Consider the following 18,508-nt stretch of genomic DNA (forward strand, 5'->3'; position numbering starts at 1 on the left):
AAATTCTGGGGATGAGTTTAATTGACTGGACGGTACTGCTGATAACCCTTACAGGCATTATCGTCTATGGCGTTTATAAGGGTCGTAACCAGCACGGGGCACAATCGTACCTCCTGGCAGATAAAAAAATGCCCTGGTATCTTGTTCTGCTTGGTATCATGTCGACTCAGGCCAGCGCTATCACATTCCTTTCGGCCCCAGGACAGGCTTATACTGACGGGATGCGCTTTGTGCAGTACTATTTTGGCTTACCGATAGCCATGGTGGTTATCTGCATTACCTTTATACCAATTTTCGGAAAGCTGAATGTGTATACAGCGTACGAATACCTTGAACAACGTTTCGACCGAAAGACGCGGCTCGCTACAGCTATACTTTTTCTTCTTTCACGAGGACTGTCTACAGGTATCAGCATCTATGCTCCATCAATTATTCTATCTTCTGTTTTAGGATGGAATATTTATATCACCACTGTTCTTCTGGGCGGCTTGCTCATCATCTACACTTGTAGCGGCGGTGCCGGCGCCGTGGCTCACACCCAGAAGCTTCAGTTTATGATCATTCTGTCGGGCATGGCGCTGGCGGGCTGGTTGGTTGTGGAAAGCCTGCCTTCCGGGGTAGATATGGGCGACGCCCTCTATGTTGCAGGAAAAGCTGGAAAATTAAATGTTATTACAACAGGATTCGACTGGAAAGATAAATACAACATCTGGAGTGGCATCGTCGGCGGTTTCTTCCTCGCCCTATCGTATTTTGGTACTGATCAAAGCCAGGTGGGCCGGTATATTACGGCAAAAGACGCCAAAGTAGCACGGATGGGGCTTTTGATGAATGGACTGGTAAAGATTCCGATGCAATTTTCCATATTGCTTATCGGAGCGCTGCTTTTTGCTTTCTACAGCTTTAAACCGGCGCCGCTTTATTTTAATGAGGGATCGTATAGTCTGCTGAAAGAGCAGCATCCTCAACAGGTGCTCAAAATTGAAAACGAATATCAGGTACTGCAACAACGTTACGCCCGACAAGTAAGGGAAGTTGCAGCTGAAAGAAATAACAGCAAGGAGCATTCCGATGTACTTGCTAAAGAATTTCAGCAAACAAAGGAGCAGATTGAGCAGTTAAGAGGCTCGGTAAATGACCTGATCTCATTGAATAAACTAAGCACCGACTCGAGCGACACAAATTATATATTCCTTTATTTCGTCAAACACACTCTTCCTAAAGGAGTGGTGGGCTTACTCTTTGCTATTATATTCCTTGCATCATGGGGGTCTGTCTCGGCAGCCCTGAATTCTCTCGCGGCTTCGTCCCTTATGGATGTTCAACTACTTAAGGGCAGCAATACGGTTAGCGAAAAGAAACAATTACTTTACGGCAGGTTACATACTTTTTTCTGGGGGATATTTAGTATTGGCGTCGCTATGTTCGCGACACAGCTTGGTTCACTGATAGAAGCTGTAAACGTCCTTGGATCACTTTTCTATGGTACTATCCTCGGAATTTTCCTTGTAGCTTTCTATATGAAACCAGTTAAGGGGAATAACGTTTTTATCGGGGCAGTAGTGGCCGAAATATGCGTGCTGCTTATATATAAAGCGGATATTGTCTCGTTTTTATGGCTGAATGCAGTAGGCGCATTGCTTGTCCCTTTCGTAAGCGGATGCCTGTATTTAATTCAGAAAAGAGCATCTTTGCATAATGATCAATAAAGAGGATATAGCAGCGGACTATCAGATTATTCAGGACGAAATCTGTCGTGGACTCGAACAGCTTGATGGCCTGGGCGCCTTTGAAGAAGAAATCTGGGAACGGGAAGGCGGCGGTGGCGGCCGTACTCGTATTATACAAAATGGAAATGTGCTTGAAAAAGGAGGCGTAAATTTCTCTGCTGTATACGGGCAACTTCCCAAGACGGTAAAGAAATCGCTTAAAGTTGACTCTGACGACTTTTTTGCTACCGGCGTTTCTATTGTAATTCATCCAAACCATCCTTTAGTGCCGATTATCCACATGAACATACGCTATTTCGAAATGAATGAAGATGTCAGATGGTTTGGCGGCGGCATCGATCTCACGCCTCATTATGTATTTGAAGAGGATGCTCGCTTCTTTCACAGTCACCTTAAAGCGGTATGCGATCAATATAGTCCTTCCTTTTATCCCGACTTTAAAAAATGGGCGGACAATTATTTCTTTATTAAGCACCGCAACGAAACACGCGGCATCGGGGGGATTTTTTACGACCGGTTAAGTCCTGCTACATCCGGAGTGGAATGGTATGAAATTTTTGAATTTTCTAAGGCTGTGGGCCGCTCGTTTGTTCCCATGTACTCTGAACTGGTTAACCGGCACCGCAACACCGACTTTACTGATAATGAAAAGCAATGGCAATATCAGCGCAGAAGCCGCTATGCTGAATTTAATCTGGTATACGATGCAGGTACCAGGTTCGGTCTTGAAACCAATGGCCGGATAGAATCCATATTAATGAGCCTTCCTCCGCAGGCAAACTGGGTATACAATTACCAGCCTCAACCAGGCAGCGAGGAACAAAAGACGCTTGCCTTCCTTAAAAAAGGGATTGACTGGGTTTAGTGACGTGAGTTGTGGGTTGCGCGTTGTGAGTTCTAGGTTGGAAAAACTTAAATAAGTAAGACCGGTGGGTATACAAGACTGTATCATTCCCAAGACATCTGCTACTCACAACCCGTAACCCGCAACCTACAACTCACAGCCTACAACCTGCAACTCACAACCTGCAACCCTTATATAACTTACAATTCCTGCGTTATGTCGGTATAATTTCTTATCTTCGCGGAGCTCCTTTCAAGGGTGGCTCATAGTTAAAAATGCAACTATCAAACGATGGCTGAAGAAACAGAAAACGCAAATTTAGAACCTACTAACAATCGCATTATACCTATAAATATCGAAGAAGAAATGAAATCGGCCTACATCGATTATTCGATGTCGGTAATTGTTTCACGTGCTCTTCCAGATGTTCGCGATGGATTAAAACCGGTACACAGACGTGTACTGTATGGAATGCTCGACCTGGGTGTTACAAGTGGCAAGCCTTATAAAAAATCGGCCCGTATTGTGGGTGATGTACTGGGTAAGTATCACCCGCATGGTGATTCATCTGTATACGGCACGATGGTTCGTATGGCCCAGGATTGGAGCTTAAGATATCCCCTGGTGGACGGACAAGGTAATTTTGGCTCTATCGACGGCGATGAGCCGGCGGCAATGCGGTACACTGAGGCACGTCTTAAAAAGATTGCTGAAGAAATGCTTGCTGACATTAATAAAGATACGATTGATTATCAGCTGAACTTTGATGACTCTCTTGAAGAGCCTACCGTTCTTCCTACCAAGATCCCCAATCTCCTTGTAAACGGAGCTTCGGGTATTGCCGTAGGTATGGCGACGAATATGGCGCCGCATAACCTGAATGAGGTTATTAATGCGACGGTGGCATATATCGACAACCGCGACATCGAGATCTCAGAACTGATGCAGCATGTCAAAGCACCCGATTTCCCTACCGGCGGTATCATATATGGCCATGCAGGGGTGAAGGAAGCTTTCGAAACAGGACGCGGAAGGGTGATGATGAGGGCTAAGGCCGAAATCGAAACCTATGGACACGACCGTGAGCGGATTGTCGTAACTGAGATACCTTACCAGGTTAACAAGTCGCAGATGATTGAAAGTACTGCGAACCTCGTTAATGAAAAGAAGATTGAAGGCATATCTGAAATACGCGATGAGTCTGACAGGGATGGAATGCGCATCGTATATGAGATAAAGAAAGATGCAAACTCTTCTATTGTTCTTAATAACCTTTATAAATACACAGCGCTTCAAAGCTCCTTCAGTGTAAATAACATTGCTCTTGTTCATGGCAGGCCGATGTTGCTTAACCTAAAGGACCTGATCAAACACTTTGTTGATCATAGGCACGAAGTGGTGATCCGGCGCACGCGCTTCGAGCTTTCCGAAGCCGAAAAGCGTGCCCACATCCTCGAAGGTTTGCTGATTGCACTTGACCATCTCGATGAAGTGATCCGGTTAATTCGTAATTCGGCTACTCCTGAAGATGCCCGTACCGGCTTAATTACAACATTCGGACTTTCTGATCTTCAGGCGCGTGCTATCCTTGATATGACGCTTCGCCGTCTTACCGGACTTGAGCGTGATAAGATCAAGGAAGAGTATGCCGAACTTATGAAGACTATCGAATATTTGAAGTCTGTTCTGGCCGACGAAGGCTTAAGAATGCAGATCATAAAAGATGAACTCGCTGAGATCGTAGAAAAATACGGTGACGAACGTAAAACAACCATCGTTCATTCTGCCGAAGATATGCGGATGGAAGACTTCATCGAAGACGAAGAAGTTGTAATTACCATTTCTTACGAAGGCTACATCAAACGGACTCCGCTTACAGAGTACCGTACTCAGGGCCGGGGAGGAAAGGGATCTCTTGGATCAAACTCCCGTGATCAGGATTTCATAGAGCATATCATTATTGCATCGAATCATAATTACATGCTATTCTTTACAGAAGCCGGGCGATGTTTCTGGCTCCGTGTGTTCGAGATTCCTGAAGGATCGAGAACAAGTAAAGGAAGGGCAATTCAGAATATTATCAATATCCCTAAGGAAGAAAAGATCAAAGCCTATATCAAGGTTAAAAATCTTAAGGACCAGGAGTATCTTGAGAACAACTTTATCATTATGTGTACCCGCAAGGGAACCATAAAGAAGACGTCGCTTGAAGCTTACTCGCGTCCAAGGGCTAATGGTATCAACGCCATCAATATCAATGATGGAGACCAGCTGCTCGAAGCTAACCTGACAGATGGTAGCAGCGAAATCATCATGGCGCTTCGTTCGGGCAGGGCGATACGCTTTAACGAGTCGACAGTAAGACCGATGGGACGTACTGCAACGGGAGTTCGCGGGGTAACACTGGCACACGACAAGGATGATGTGATCGGAATGATCAGCATCAATAATCCTGAAGCTACTATCCTGGTAGTATCCGAAAAGGGATATGGCAAGCGTACTGACCTTGAAGACTACCGTGTTACCAACCGTGGCGGTAAAGGCGTGAAGACGTTGAACGTTACTGATAAAACAGGGGAGCTTGTTGCTATAAAAGATGTTACTGACAAAGATGACCTGATGATCATTAATAAATCAGGCATTGTTATCCGAATAGCTATCAGCGAGCTTCGCGTGATGGGTCGTGCAACACAAGGTGTAAGACTTATATCACTGAAAGGGGAGGATGCCATAGCTTCGATTGCTAAGGTTGAACACGAAGAAGAAGCCGAAACTGTCGAGCCATTGAACGAGCCGGTAGATCTGGGAGGCGAAGATGATGAGGATTTAACAACTGAGGAGGAAGTTGACGAAACTGACGGTGAAGAGGATACGAATAAGGACGAGGATACGTTAGAAGAATAGCAATTTATGAGAACGCGATTTTTATTTATGATGCTGTTGTGTTGTAGCGGGGGACTTCTTTCTGCGCAATCATTAACAAAAGAGGCAATGAATAATTTTGCGCTTTACACAAATAAAGGTGAGTTTTCTGATCTTGAAAAAGCAAGGAAATCAATTGATGAAGCATATAAGACACGCAAGGATTCTTTCAGTTATAAGAATAACCTGATAAGAAGCCTTGTGTATTCTTCACTTGCCTTTGCAGATTCTACGCGGAGACTTTCCTATAAAAAAGACCCGATAAACGAAACGTTGTTTTCGCTAAACAGGCTGAAGAGCCCAAAGCTGAATGATGAGCACAAACCCGAACTGGATTATGTGAAGACACAGCTTGCTAAAGCCTGGTTAATAAAAGCGAATAAGGCTATTACTGTTTATAATTATCCGGAAGCCTACAAAGCTTATTTGTCTGTAGATTCTTTAAATTCTGAACTCTTTTTTGTTAAGCATAACCTTGCACTCTTAAGTGAGAAGATGGGGAACATTAGCCGGGCCATTAACTATTACGAGCAGCTTGTGGAAGACAGGAAACGTTCATTACCCGACTATTACCTTGCTCTTTCTAATCTTTACGAGTCGCGTAACAGCAATAAGTCGCTGGAAGTTCTGCAGGAAGGGCGACGTGTTTTTCCAGGAAACAAGGATCTGTTATTCAAGGAGATAAACATCTATGCCGATAACGGAGCTTACAACATGGTTGAAAATATTGTGCTGGATGCGCTAAAACTAGATCCCGATAATTCCGAACTCAATTATCTGGCTGGATTCTCCTACGACATGACGGGGAAAAAGGCCAAAGCAGAAGAGTATTATAAACGGGTAATTTCTCTGGAGTATAACAACTATGAAGGCAATTATTCTCTTGGACTGTTGTATCTCAATTGGTACCTGAATTCGGCAAATAATAAGGAAGTAAATCTAAATCTCGCAAAAAAATATCTTACTTTGGCCGGCGAAATAAATCCCAATTCAGTAAACGTGTTAAAATCACTGGCTATTTTATACAACAGTACGGGGGACATGATTGAGCTGGAAAAGGTTAATAATAAACTGAAACAATTTATTCTAATAAACTAAATATATGAATACGAAGTCGCTTATAGTTACACTGGCAGTAATAGGAATGTCTGTTTCTGCTTTCGCACAGAAATCAGCAGTAAGTTCTGCTAAATCTGATTATGAGAGTTATACAACTTTAAGAGGAGCATCTCCTCAACTGGCCCAACCGAAATTAAAGTCGGCTAAAGAGGCTATTGATAAAGCGGTTTTACACGAGAAGACCAAGAATGATGCAGGCGCATGGACGTATCGTGCATTAATCTATGCAGATATGGCGGCTAATGACAGCACATCTGCTGCCGATCAGCTTACCGCTGAAGCACTCACTGCCTTAAACAAAGCAAAAGAGCTGGATAACGCAGGGGCTCAAAAAGAGAATATTCAGAAAGCTGTTACTCTTTTATCGCAGGGTCAGTTAATCAAAGGAAAGAACTTTTACGACAAGCAACAATATGCTGAAGCGTACAAAGAATTTAACAAAGGGTTAGAATATGCACCCGGTGACACTACATTAAACTATGCTGCGGCAATTTCAGCGATGTATGCTAAAGATAACGCGAATGCCATTGCACGGTTTAAAGAGCTGCTTCCAACCAATTATTCTGCTCTTGAAAATATCTATTCTAATCTTTCTGCGCTGTACATGCAGGTAGGCGACACTACCGCTGCAATTAAGGTTGCTGGCGAAGGAGCTGCAAAGTTCCCTAAAAGCTCTGACCTGGCTACAAGAGAGATTGAGTTAAGCCTCATGAGCGGCAAACAGAAGGAAGTAATAGAAAAGATAAATGCACAGGCAACAAAGGAACCAAATAATAAGATCTATCCTTTTTACTTAGGTATTGCATACAACGCTGCTAATGAAAATGTAAAAGCAGAGGAAGCGTACAAAAAAGCTATTGCATTAGATCCTAACTATAACGACGCCTTTATTAATCTTGGCGGTCTTATTATGAATAACGGGATTGAGATTTATAACAAAGCAAATAAGCTTCCTGCAAATAAGCAAACTGAATATGCTGCAACAATGAAAAAAGCCCAGGCTGAATTCGACAGGGCTTTGCCTTTCCTTGAAAAAGCTGTTGAACTTAATCCTAAGTCAGATCTTGCTTTAAGAAACCTTAAAACTTATTATACAATTAAGAATAATAAAGCTAAGGCAGACGAAATCGACGCAAAAATTAAAGCGCTATAAGAATAGCTTAATAAAAAAAAAGCCGGACATTTAGTTCGGCTTTTTTTTTATCTTAATTTTTCGAGGGCTGCTTTCAGGTCTGTTTTCTCAGCCGTTATGTCTTTCCATAAATCACCCTTTTCTTTTAACCGATCCAGCGTATTGAAGATTGTGAAATCTTTTATATTAAGAGTTTCATTTACTTCTCTCCATTCAAGCGGTGTAGAAACAGTAGCTCCGGGCTTGGGCCGGGCAGAGTAGGGGGCAGCAATGGTTTGACCACGCCGGTTTTGAAGAAAGTCCAGATAGATCTGCTTCTTTCTTTTAGAAGGACTCCTCTCCAAACTGGTTGTATCAGGATGGTGCTGATGAATCATCTGGCCCAGGTAGTGAATGAAGTTCTTCGTGATCTCATAATCATATTTTGCTCCAACATGTATGAATATGTGGAGGCCTCTCGATCCGGAGGTCTTTATGTAAGGAGTGATTCCTATCTGTTCTAATAGCTTCTTTGCAGTTAATGCGACTCTTACAACCTCGGTAAAGTCGTCGACGTCATTCGGATCAAGATCCATTACTGCAAAAATCGGGTTCTCAGGCTTTTTATAGGTACTCAGCCAGGGATTTATCTCGATACAGCCTAAATTTACCATCCATAGAAGGTTAGGGAGATTATTGCAGATAAGGTAGTCGATGTCCTTATCATTGCTTTCCGAATACATCGGTGCATATTTTATCCACGACGGGATTTGTTCGACATCCAGATCCTTCTGAAAGAAACCAGGAGCATCTATACCGTTTGGGTGTCTGTTAAGCGAGAGGGGACGGTCTTTAAGATAGGGGAGAATGTAGTCTGCTATATCCCGGTAATACTCGATCAGTTCACCCTTGCTGATCTTCTCTTTCTTCCAGTAAAACTTCCCGAGGTTTGTAAGCTTCAATTTCTTCTTTCCGAAGCTCTCCTCAATTTCTTCCTTGTTGGCTTTAGAAGAGGGCCTGTCAGGCTTTCCTGTATTTTTTTGTTCATCTTTTAACGGGGCCATAGGTATTTCCTCCACAACGTCTTCTGGTCCTTTATCTGTTCTTAATCCTTTAAATACCGGATGGCGAAGATGTCCATCGTCTGTCCATTCCGAATAGGTCACCTCACATACCAGTACTGGCTTAACCCATGTAACGTCGCGTTCGCGGTGAACCTTTTCCTTAACGGGCTTTTTAACAGCAGGCAACTCCGACATCCTGCTAAAAACATCCTTCAGAGTTACTTCATTAAAGCCTGTACCGCAATTGCCGATGTAAATGAGTTTATCATTTTTGAACATTCCCAAAACGAGCGAACCAAAGTATTTGCGGCTGCCGTCGGGCGTGGAATACCCTATAATAACGGCTTCCTGAGCATTAATAATTTTAAACTTAAGCCATTTATCTGAACGTCTGTTACTTTCGTAAGGAGCAGAGGCATCTTTCGCTATTATGCCTTCCCATTCATTCTTAATAGCTTCACCAAAAAGCTCTTTTCCCTTTTCGCTGATATGATCGTTATAAATGATAGAGGGGTCGTTCAGATTGTCGATCAGCGCTTTTAATAATTGCTTACGTTTGCGGAGCTCCAGATCTCTCAGATCATGTCCGTCTAAAGAAAGCAGATCGAATACATAATATTTCAGTAAAATGTCCTTTTTCGCTGACGCATAATTTTGCAAATGCTGAAAAATATTATGGCCATTCTTATCTTCAGTTACAACCTCTCCGTCAATTACAGCCTCTCTTTTTATTTTGGATAAGGCCTTTGACACGGGCTTGTATTTGTCCTGAAATTCGATATCATTCCTTGAAACAAGCCTAACCTTGTCGCCGGTATAGCCCAACGCACGGTATCCGTCTAATTTCCGCTCATAGATCCATCCGGCATTATCCACCAGCTCTGTAGCCGGTGCAAGCTTTGCCAGCATAGGCTTAAATGATATCTCTTCCTGAACTACTTTTGTGTTTATAGTCTTTGGTTTAGCTTTTTGTTTTACGCCTCTTTCCTTAACAGATTTGGGAACTAGGTCTTCGGCATTGAATTTCTTGTCGAGAGCATACTCATCGCGGTGTTTGATCAACAACCAGGCATTGTCTTCATTACCTTTAATTTTGACAAGAGCGAATTCGCCATTTAGAGTCTTTCCGTGTAGGCGAAACTTTAAATTTCCGCTATGCAATCCTTGTTTCAGTTCCTTCTCACCACTTTCACCCGAAAGCGGTTCGTAAGTGCCTTCATCAAAAATTGTAACCACGCCGGCGCCGTAGTTGCCTTCGGGGATTACCCCTTCAAATGTCCGGTAGTCATAGGGGTGGTCCTCGACCATCATAGCAAGCCGCTTGTCCTTAGGGTTGAGAGAAGGGCCCTTTGGTACAGCCCAGCTTTTTAGCACCCCCTCCAGTTCGAGCCGGAAATCGTAATGCAAACGGGAAGCATGATGTCGCTGAACGACAAATTTCAAGCTCCCTGAGGCTTTCCGTTTCCCTGTTCCGGGCTCCGAAGTCTCTTTGAAGTTTCGCTTCTTAACATACTCTTCCAGTGCCATTTATGCTCCTTTTCTTGTATTAAGACTTTGCATGAGCTGATCATAAAGATCATCGCCGGCTGCCTTTTGAGGCTTAAGCTTTTTAATCGTCGGACGTTTCCCTTTGGCTTTAGCTTGTATGATTTTCATCAACTCATGATGATATTCATCTTTAAACTTTTCAATTTCAAACTTACCCGTATACTGATTAATTAGAGCAAGTCCCATGTCCAGTTCTTTTTTACTCACAGTTACATCGTCGGGAGTTAGAATTTCTTCTGAGGGCCTGATCTCTTCTGCAAACCGGATCTTTGTGATAACAATTACATTTTTAACTGGGTGGATGATACAAAGATTCTCGGTACTTCGCAGTACAAAACGGGCAAGTCCTGCCTTCCTTGATTTTTGTAAAGCCTTCATAAGCAGGGCATAGGCTTTCCTCCCTTGCTTTTCCGGTTCGGAATAGTAGGAGGTCTCGTAATACATTGGATTAACCTCTTCAATATCCACAAAGTTCTCTATTTCGATGATCTTGCTCTTTTCGGGACTGGCATCTTCAAAGTCCTTATCCTCTAGAATAACATAATTATCATTCATCGGATAGCCCTTAACGATCTTATCATAAGGCACTTCCTTCCTGGTTTTGTCGTTTATCCGCTGATACCGAATACGCGAATGGTCCCTGCTGTCGAGCATATCAAGACCCAGAGAGCTGTTTTGCACTGCTGAATACAGTTTGATTGGAATATTGACCAAACCAAAGCCGATAGAACCTTTCCAGATGGACCTCATGACGTAGGAATTAGATGGATGGATCTTTTTTAAATAAACTGAAATACCGGCGGTCGAGCTCGGTAAAGGTTTCATTAACAATGAGCCGCTGGCTCATGAGGAAGGTCTTTATATCCGTATCGTTCAGCAGATCGCCTTGAAGGATATCGTCATAAGCATCAAGTACAGTCTGATCACCATTGCGACAACTTTCAAGAACTGTTTGATCATCCTTTTTAGTCATGCTGGTTTTTATTTCCATCCAGCCGCGGTGCAGCGATGCCATCAGATCAGATCTTTCTTCATCGGGAGTACCGCCATAGCTATGGATGCGGTCTCTGATTTCCGTTGCGAGGGTTTCACGTTGCTTGATAATCTCAGAGAACAGATCTTTAAGGTCAGCTGACTGAACAAGCCCGGCAGCTTCAGTATATCCTTGTTTGCTGTCGTTTAAAAGCCGGTGCAAACTCTGTAACTGTTTGTTATAATTCTCGGTATAATTCATTTCTGTTCTTGTTAAAGGTTGATTTGTCTTTAACGCTTGTAAACAGAAATGGTTTGACAGGGAGAGGGACGATAAAGCAGAGGAGCCTTCTATAAAGGAACAAAATATTTAACTTAACATAATGTTAATTATGATTCTTTAAAGGCTCTCTATTAAATGATGGAATTTAGTGATAGCCTGACGCTTTTCTGCTGTCAATGGATAATCAAGTTTATGAAGCAGATAATCTTCAAGATCGAAGTCAGATCGTGGTTCTAATTCTTTCAGGGCTTCAGCACGGTGCTCAACACCAAATTTAAGAACTTCGTTGAATTCTTTAATGAAATTTTTATCTAAAGGTTTGTTTGAAGCCCATACTGCAAACGCAAACGGCAAGCCAGTAAATTTCATCCATTCTTCGCCCATATCGTATACAAACGGGTATTTATCTGTTTTGCCGAATGTGCGGTCGCCGATTTCGACAAATGCGTCAGCTGTACCATCTTCAACGAATTTAACCTGCACCTTCCAATAGTTTTTCAGAAGCACTTTTGCAAGATTATTAGATGTTCGTGACTGTTTATCGAGCCTTACCGATCTTATTTCTTCGGCCGGTTTGTCACTGAAAATGAACACAGAATTCACTGCGCCTACGGATCCGATGCAGTAATCCGAAACTATCTCATAATTGGGAATATTTAACAAAGCAGCAACCGGAACGAGGCCTATATCTACTTGGTTATTAATTAGTTTAGTTGCGCAATCTGAAGGTATATCGTAACTTAGTTCTATTTTATCCAGAAAAGCCCCTGCGTGTTTTAGTCCGTAAGCAAAGGGTTTGGTATTGGTATATGATACTGCTGAAACTCTAATCTTGTTCACAAAGCTGTATTAAGTGGTCGGTATTATTGAATTCGATGATATGGAAACGACTACCATCATATTTCACCTTATATAAGGTGGTATTGGTATGCGGGAAATTTCCCATTTCATAAAGCGGCTTGTCGGTAAGGAGACATAGGAAAAGGCGCATAGCCCTTCCGTGCATACACAAAAGGATGGTTTTGGCATCGTTCTTTTCAATAAGTTTTTCCAGAACTTCCAGTTGCCGTTCTTTTACTTCGAGCGGGCTCTCCCCCTTGTCGAACTTTAGATGAAGTTCGCCTGATGACCAGTTGGTCATCATATTCTCGTAAGCCAGCTTCACATCTTCGGTGTTCTCCATCCCCTCGTAAATACCCCAGGCCATCTCATCAAGCCCCGGATATTGCGTCCACGGAATACCCCGATCTATAAATTTCTGAACAGTTTGATGAGTCCTTTTTAGAGTCGATGTGTAAATTTTATCGAAAGGAACGTCTTTATAAGTTTCAAAGAAGGCCTCTGCCTGCTTTATTCCGTGTGCATTAATGTCTGTATTCATCCCCCTGCCCTGCACTACTCCTCTTTTGTTCAGATCGGTTTCAGCATGGCGGATGATATATATAATTTTCTCCATACCCTCAATAGCGGGAATCTGTTTTTTTAATTTAATACCGGTAATTTATAAAATCTCGCTCCAGGTTTTTCTTCCGGCTGATAATTACTATAGTCGGTTACTACATTATAGAGAGTGTCCCTCTCAACAGGATGTCTTCCCACCTGCTTAATAAGCTCCACGAGTTCGGCCGTACTCATCGCAGGGTTCTGCTCCTCAGCCCCAGCCATCGAATATATCTTAGTGGTGTCGTCCAGAGTTCCATCAATATCGTCTACGCCGAAATTCAATGCAAGTTGCGCTGTACTCCGGCTTATCATTGCCCAATAAGCTTTGATGTGATCAAAATTGTCCAGATAAATACGTGAAATCGCGTAATTACGCAGGTCTTCAATCACCGAAACTTCTTTGATATGCGACATCTGATTATCCTGGTTACGGAACTTCAGTGGGATAAATGTTTGAAAACCTCCGGTTTTGTCCTGCAGCTGTCTTAATTGTTCCATATGATCCACACGATGCCAGAATTGCTCTATATGTCCGTATAATATCGTCGCGTTCGAGCGTTGCCCCAACTTATGCCATTCTTCATGGATCTGAAGCCATTGCTCACCCGTACATTTATCCTTCGCTATCTGCTCTCGTACTTCGGGATGGAAAATCTCAGCGCCTCCTCCTGGCATTGATTCCAGCCCAGCCTCCTTCATCAAACGCATGCCGGTAGCATAATCAACTTTCGCCTTCTTAAAAATATAGTGGTATTCAACAGGAGTAAGTGCCTTGACATGCAGCTCGGGCCTGTGTTCGTGGATCTTTCTAAAAAGCTCGGTATAAAATGCCATATCGTATTGAGGAAGCACCCCTCCTACAATGTGAACCTCGGTGACCGGCTGATCATCGTATTTCCTCACTATATTCAGCATTTCCTCCATAGTAAGCTCCCAGCCTTCGCTTCTTTGCTTAATCAGCCGCGAGTAAGAGCAGAACTTACAATCGTAAACACATAAATTAGTAGGTTCAATATGGAAGTTACGGTTGAAATACGTTTTGTTGCCATGCCGCTGCTCCCTGATAAAGTTAGCCAATACACCAAGGTATGCAAGTTCTCCCTTCTCGTAAAGCGCCACGCCCTCATCGAAAGAAATACGCTCGCTAGCCTGCACTTTCAAAGCAATAGTTTTTAGCTGTGGATCCAGATTTTTATCAGATATCAGTATCGTTAAATCATTTGCGGAATTCATCTCTGCAAAAATACAATAAAGACCGTACTTCCATTATCATTTTGATGTAACAATGAAATTTCCGGCTGCTGTCTTGTGTTCTAATATGTATTTTTACGCGATTCTTAAAGATTATGAAACTCGAAACCATCGCTATTCATGCCGGCAATAAAGTAGATTCTTCCACAGGTGCAGTGATACAGCCAATCACGCTCTCTACCACATTCGAAAGAGCTGAAGACGGCGGGTATCCTCATGGATTTATCTATACACGGGCAGAAAATCCCAACCGGAGCTCACTTGAACGCGTACTCTCCGCTCTTGAAGGGGGCGAAGCTGCAGCTGCTTTCTCTTCGGGTAATGCCGCCGGTTCTGCTGTATTTCAGGCATTAGAACCAGGTAGTCATATAATTGCGCCATCCGACATGTATCATGGGCTTCGCACGCTCATTAATGTCGTTTATAAGGGGATCCTTGTGGCAGATTATGTAGATCTTTCGGATATCACAGCCATCGAAAAAGCGATCAGGCCGTCAACGAAGCTCATCTGGGTTGAAACACCTTCGAATCCACTTTTAAAAGTAACAGATATCGATGCTGTAGTCCGCCTGGCAAAACGTCACGGCATCATGGTATGCTGCGACAATACATTTGCCACGCCGGTCTTTCAGCGTCCGTTTGAGCTCGGAGCTGATATAGTCATGCATTCAACCACAAAATACTTCGGAGGGCACAGTGATGTCCTTGGTGGTATTTTAATTACCCGGAGAAAAGACTTTTTCTGGGAAAAAATTAAAAACATCCAGGCCTTGTCCGGTGCTGTCCCAGCTCCTTTCGATTGTTATATGACTGTTCGCGGAATTAAAACTCTTCCTTACCGCATGAAAGGACATGCTGCCAACGCCCAAAAGGTTGCGGAGTTCCTGCAAGCACATCCGGCAGTGGAAAAAGTATATTATCCCGGACTTAAAGATCATCCTCTGCATGAAGTGGCTGCCAGACAGATGAGCGGTTTTGGAGGAATGCTCTCCTTCCTGGTAAAAGGCAGTCCTGATGACGCCAGGAACGTCGCAAACCGAGTAAAGTTCTTCACCCAAGCCACCAGTCTCGGAGGAGTAGAAAGTCTGATTGAGCATCGCGCTTCTGTTGAAGGTCCGGATACCAAAACGCCCTTTAACCTTTTAAGGGTGTCGGTAGGTTTAGAGAATGCAGAAGACCTCATAGCCGATTTAAAGCAAGCATTGGACGGAGTTTAAGGAATGAATTCGAAATATGACCAGTTGTACAACACGTAGGCCACATTTGGAATTCATTCCCATGCAACCCGTAACCTGCAACGCATTGCCTTCAACTCATAACACACAACTCATAACCCACATCTTTCAATATTTAATTTGGACTTTTAGCATAATCCGTTATATTTGCACCCATTGATAGCATTATCAATACTGTCAAACACCCCTTAAAAGGTTTTGATTTATAAAGAAGCGGTGAGAGATCAGGCTCTGTGACCCGCTGACAACCTAACCGGAAGAGTTCCGGAAAAGGTGCCAAATCCTGGTCCCGTAAATAAACCGGGAGCATATAAATTGTTAAAACCATGAGAAAAGATCAGATTCATTTTCGTCCTTCAGAAGGCATAACCACTATGCCAATCTCAGATTCATTGCGTTCCGAAAGCGCATTCCGAATGTCCCGTTTTATTTGTTGTTGCTGCTGTTAATGCTTCAGCTTTCCCATCTGTGAAAAACAGATGAGTTTGGTATACCCACTTAAATCCAGCGTATATCAGAACGGTTAAATTCAATCATTATATTCATTTATAAAAATATCACCATGTCATTATCCAATCTTAAATTCGAAACACTACAGGTTCACGCAGGTCAGGAAGCAGATCCAACAACAGGTTCACGTGCTGTGCCTCTTTATCAAACCTCATCATATGTATTTACCAGTTCAGAACATGGCGCAAACCTCTTTGCCCTCAAAGAATTTGGAAATATCTATACCCGGTTGATGAACCCCACCACCGATGTGTTTGAAAAAAGGATAGCCGCACTTGAAGGCGGGGTTGCAGCTCTCGCTGTTTCATCCGGACAGGCAGCACAGTTCATTGCTATCAATAATATCCTCCAGGCCGGGGATAATTTTATATCCACATCATTCCTTTACGGAGGCACATACAATCAGTTTAAAGTCGCATTTAAACGCCTGGGAATTGAAACGCGGTTTGCTAAAGGAGATGATCCACAGAGCTTTGAAGCGTTGATCGACGATAAAACAAAGGCGCTTTATCTTGAAACTATCGGAAACCCCGGATTTAATATCCCCGATTTCGAAAAGTTTGCCCAACTGGCACAGAAATATGATCTGCCGCTGATTGTCGACAACACTTTCGCTGCTGGAGGTTATTTATTCCGTCCTTTGGAGCATGGCGCACATATCGTTGTCGAATCAGCAACAAAATGGATTGGCGGCCACGGAACCAGCATTGGCGGTGTCATTGTCGACGGTGGCACCTACAACTGGGGCAATGGAAAGTATCCTCAGTTTACCGATCCTTCCGAAGGATATCACGGGCTGGTATTCAACGACGTATTCGGCATCGGCGGTCCCTTCGGCAATATTCAGTTCATTATCCGCGCCCGCGTAGAAGGACTGCGTGATTTTGGTCCGGCCCCCTCTCCTTTCAATTCCTTTCTTTTTATTCAGGGACTTGAAACGCTGTCGCTTCGTGTACAACGCCACGTAGATAACGCACTCGAACTTGCTAAATGGCTGGAACAACATCCGCAGGTGGAGAAAATAAACTATCCCGGACTAGAAAGCAGCATTTACCACGCTAATGCGAAGAAATACCTGCGCAACGGTTTTGGTTCCATGCTCTCTTTCGAAATAAAAGGCGGAAAAGAAAAAGCAATTCAGTTTGTAAATAGTCTCGAACTTACCAGCCATGTGGCCAACGTGGGTGATGCTAAGACCCTCATCATTCAACCTGCTGCCACTACACACCAGCAGCTAAGCGATGAAGATCAGCTTGCAGCAGGAGTTACTCCTTCTCTGCTAAGAGTATCGGTAGGTATTGAACATATAGACGACATTAAGGCCGATTTCGAACAGGCTTTCGAAAAGATAAAATAGGGATATACCGTCTTCTCCATGGAAAAACCATGGGGAAGATCAGTACGCGCATCGGATGAATATTAAGAAATACACACATAATAAGACCTTTAAGCTGGAAGACGGGTCGGTATTGCCCGACCTCGAAATAGCTTACCAGACCTACGGCAGGCTGAACGACAAGAGAGACAATGTAATTTGGGTATGTCATGCTCTTACCGCCAATTCAGATGTTCTCGACTGGTGGAAAGGCTTATTCGGCGAAAATGACCTTTTTAATCCCAAAGATCATTATATTGTTTGTGCTAATATTTTAGGTTCTCATTACGGCACTACTAATCCACTCTCCGAGAATCCGCAAACTGGCAGTCCTTATTACATGTCATTCCCAAAATTCAACACAAGGGATCTGGCAGCGGTACAGAGAATACTTGCCGACTATCTGGATATTGAAGAGATCAGCGTGCTGATAGGCGGATCATTAGGCGGACAGCAGGCAATGGAATGGGCTATTGCCGAGCCAGACCGTATTAAACGGCTGATCCTGATTGCCACCAACGCCGTTCATTCGCCATGGGGAGTAGCTTTTAATGAAAGCCAGCGGCTGGCTATTTCTGCCGATCCTACTTTTCATTCCAACCACCCCGACGGAGGGAAAAACGGACTGAAGGCAGCAAGAAGTATCGCGTTGCTCTCATACCGCAACTACGATACCTACGGCATTTCACAGCAGGAAGTTTCAAATGACAAGACCGACGACTTCAAAGCTTCTTCTTATCAGAACTACCAGGGCGAAAAGCTGGTAAAGCGTTTCAATGCCTACAGTTACTGGTATCTGAGCAAGGCAATGGACAGCCATAATGTTGGAAGGGGCCGCGGGCTCGCTGATGAAGTACTTAAGAAGATAAAGGCCGTAACGCTTGTAATTGGTATCACGTCTGATCTGTTGTTTCCACCGGCAGAACAGCGCTTTTTGGCGGAACATATCCCAGATGCAAGCTACACAGAAATAAGTTCATTTTACGGACACGACGGCTTCCTGATAGAAACAGAAATCTTAACAAAAGAGATTGGCTCTTTCCTGAAGCGCACTGCTTATGGGAGTCATATAGTAACATTACATAAAATAGCATAATACGA

General features: G+C 43.4%; 14 protein-coding genes and 1 riboswitch. Of the genes, 8 read left to right on the forward strand and 6 right to left on the reverse strand.

Going from position 1 to position 18,508, the window contains the following annotated elements; genetic code table 11:
- Positions 1-11 precede the first annotated feature (11 nt).
- From BDE36_RS14005 to BDE36_RS14025, 5 genes are all read left to right on the forward strand, one after another.
- Entirely contained in the window at positions 12-1,709 is a 1,698-nt protein-coding gene (locus BDE36_RS14005) for a sodium:solute symporter family protein (RefSeq protein ID WP_141815369.1), read from the forward strand.
- Positions 1,699-2,595 (forward strand): oxygen-dependent coproporphyrinogen oxidase, encoded by an 897-nt coding sequence (gene hemF / locus BDE36_RS14010; RefSeq protein WP_141815370.1) that lies wholly within the window; start codon positions 1,699-1,701, stop codon positions 2,593-2,595. The genes BDE36_RS14005 and hemF overlap by 11 nt, the downstream gene beginning before the upstream one ends.
- Before the next feature lie 270 nt (positions 2,596-2,865).
- Positions 2,866-5,478, forward strand: a complete 2,613-nt coding sequence (gyrA, locus tag BDE36_RS14015; RefSeq protein WP_141815371.1) for a DNA gyrase subunit A — start codon at positions 2,866-2,868, stop codon at positions 5,476-5,478.
- An 87-nt stretch (positions 5,479-5,565) separates the two neighbouring features.
- A complete protein-coding gene (locus BDE36_RS14020; protein WP_161973332.1) occupies positions 5,566-6,594 on the forward strand; it encodes a tetratricopeptide repeat protein in 1,029 nt (342 codons plus the stop codon).
- Between the two features lie 4 nt (positions 6,595-6,598).
- The gene (locus BDE36_RS14025) at positions 6,599-7,768 is read left to right on the forward strand and encodes a tetratricopeptide repeat protein (RefSeq protein ID WP_128767445.1); all 1,170 of its coding nucleotides are present in this window, start codon (positions 6,599-6,601) and stop codon (positions 7,766-7,768) included.
- Between the two features lie 47 nt (positions 7,769-7,815).
- Here BDE36_RS14025 and ligD read toward each other — a convergent pair whose 3' ends face one another.
- The 6 genes from ligD to mqnE form a co-directional block, all read right to left on the reverse strand.
- Positions 7,816-10,317, reverse strand: a complete 2,502-nt coding sequence (gene ligD / locus BDE36_RS14030) for a DNA ligase D (RefSeq protein WP_141815373.1) — start codon at positions 10,315-10,317, stop codon at positions 7,816-7,818.
- A complete protein-coding gene (gene ku / locus BDE36_RS14035; RefSeq protein WP_141815374.1) occupies positions 10,318-11,088 on the reverse strand; it encodes a non-homologous end joining protein Ku in 771 nt (256 codons plus the stop codon).
- A gap of 10 nt (positions 11,089-11,098) precedes the next feature.
- Complete coding sequence (locus BDE36_RS14040; protein ID WP_141815375.1) at positions 11,099-11,572, reverse strand: ferritin-like domain-containing protein; 474 nt, start codon at positions 11,570-11,572, stop codon at positions 11,099-11,101.
- Positions 11,573-11,710: 138 nt separating this feature from the next.
- The gene (locus BDE36_RS14045) at positions 11,711-12,433 is read right to left on the reverse strand and encodes a menaquinone biosynthetic enzyme MqnA/MqnD family protein (RefSeq protein ID WP_141815376.1); all 723 of its coding nucleotides are present in this window, start codon (positions 12,431-12,433) and stop codon (positions 11,711-11,713) included.
- Complete coding sequence (locus BDE36_RS14050) at positions 12,420-13,049, reverse strand: histidine phosphatase family protein (protein WP_141815377.1); 630 nt, start codon at positions 13,047-13,049, stop codon at positions 12,420-12,422. Before BDE36_RS14050 ends, BDE36_RS14045 begins: the two co-directional genes overlap by 14 nt.
- A 26-nt stretch (positions 13,050-13,075) precedes the next feature.
- Positions 13,076-14,269 (reverse strand): aminofutalosine synthase MqnE, encoded by a 1,194-nt coding sequence (gene mqnE / locus BDE36_RS14055; RefSeq protein ID WP_128767451.1) that lies wholly within the window; start codon positions 14,267-14,269, stop codon positions 13,076-13,078.
- A 113-nt stretch (positions 14,270-14,382) separates the two neighbouring features.
- Between mqnE and BDE36_RS14060 the strand changes: the two genes are divergently transcribed.
- From BDE36_RS14060 to BDE36_RS14070, 3 genes are all read left to right on the forward strand, one after another.
- Positions 14,383-15,504, forward strand: coding sequence for a trans-sulfuration enzyme family protein (locus tag BDE36_RS14060; RefSeq protein WP_128767452.1), 1,122 nt, complete (start codon positions 14,383-14,385; stop codon positions 15,502-15,504).
- A 218-nt stretch (positions 15,505-15,722) separates the two neighbouring features.
- Positions 15,723-15,839: riboswitch (SAM riboswitch) on the forward strand.
- Positions 15,840-16,084: 245 nt separating this feature from the next.
- The gene (locus tag BDE36_RS14065) at positions 16,085-17,389 is read left to right on the forward strand and encodes an O-acetylhomoserine aminocarboxypropyltransferase/cysteine synthase family protein (RefSeq protein WP_141815378.1); all 1,305 of its coding nucleotides are present in this window, start codon (positions 16,085-16,087) and stop codon (positions 17,387-17,389) included.
- A gap of 55 nt (positions 17,390-17,444) precedes the next feature.
- Entirely contained in the window at positions 17,445-18,503 is a 1,059-nt protein-coding gene (locus BDE36_RS14070; RefSeq protein WP_141815379.1) for a homoserine O-acetyltransferase family protein, read from the forward strand.
- Positions 18,504-18,508: the final 5 nt, after the last annotated feature.

It is taken from the genome of Arcticibacter tournemirensis (assembly GCF_006716645.1).
Lineage (GTDB): Bacteria > Bacteroidota > Bacteroidia > Sphingobacteriales > Sphingobacteriaceae > Arcticibacter > Arcticibacter tournemirensis.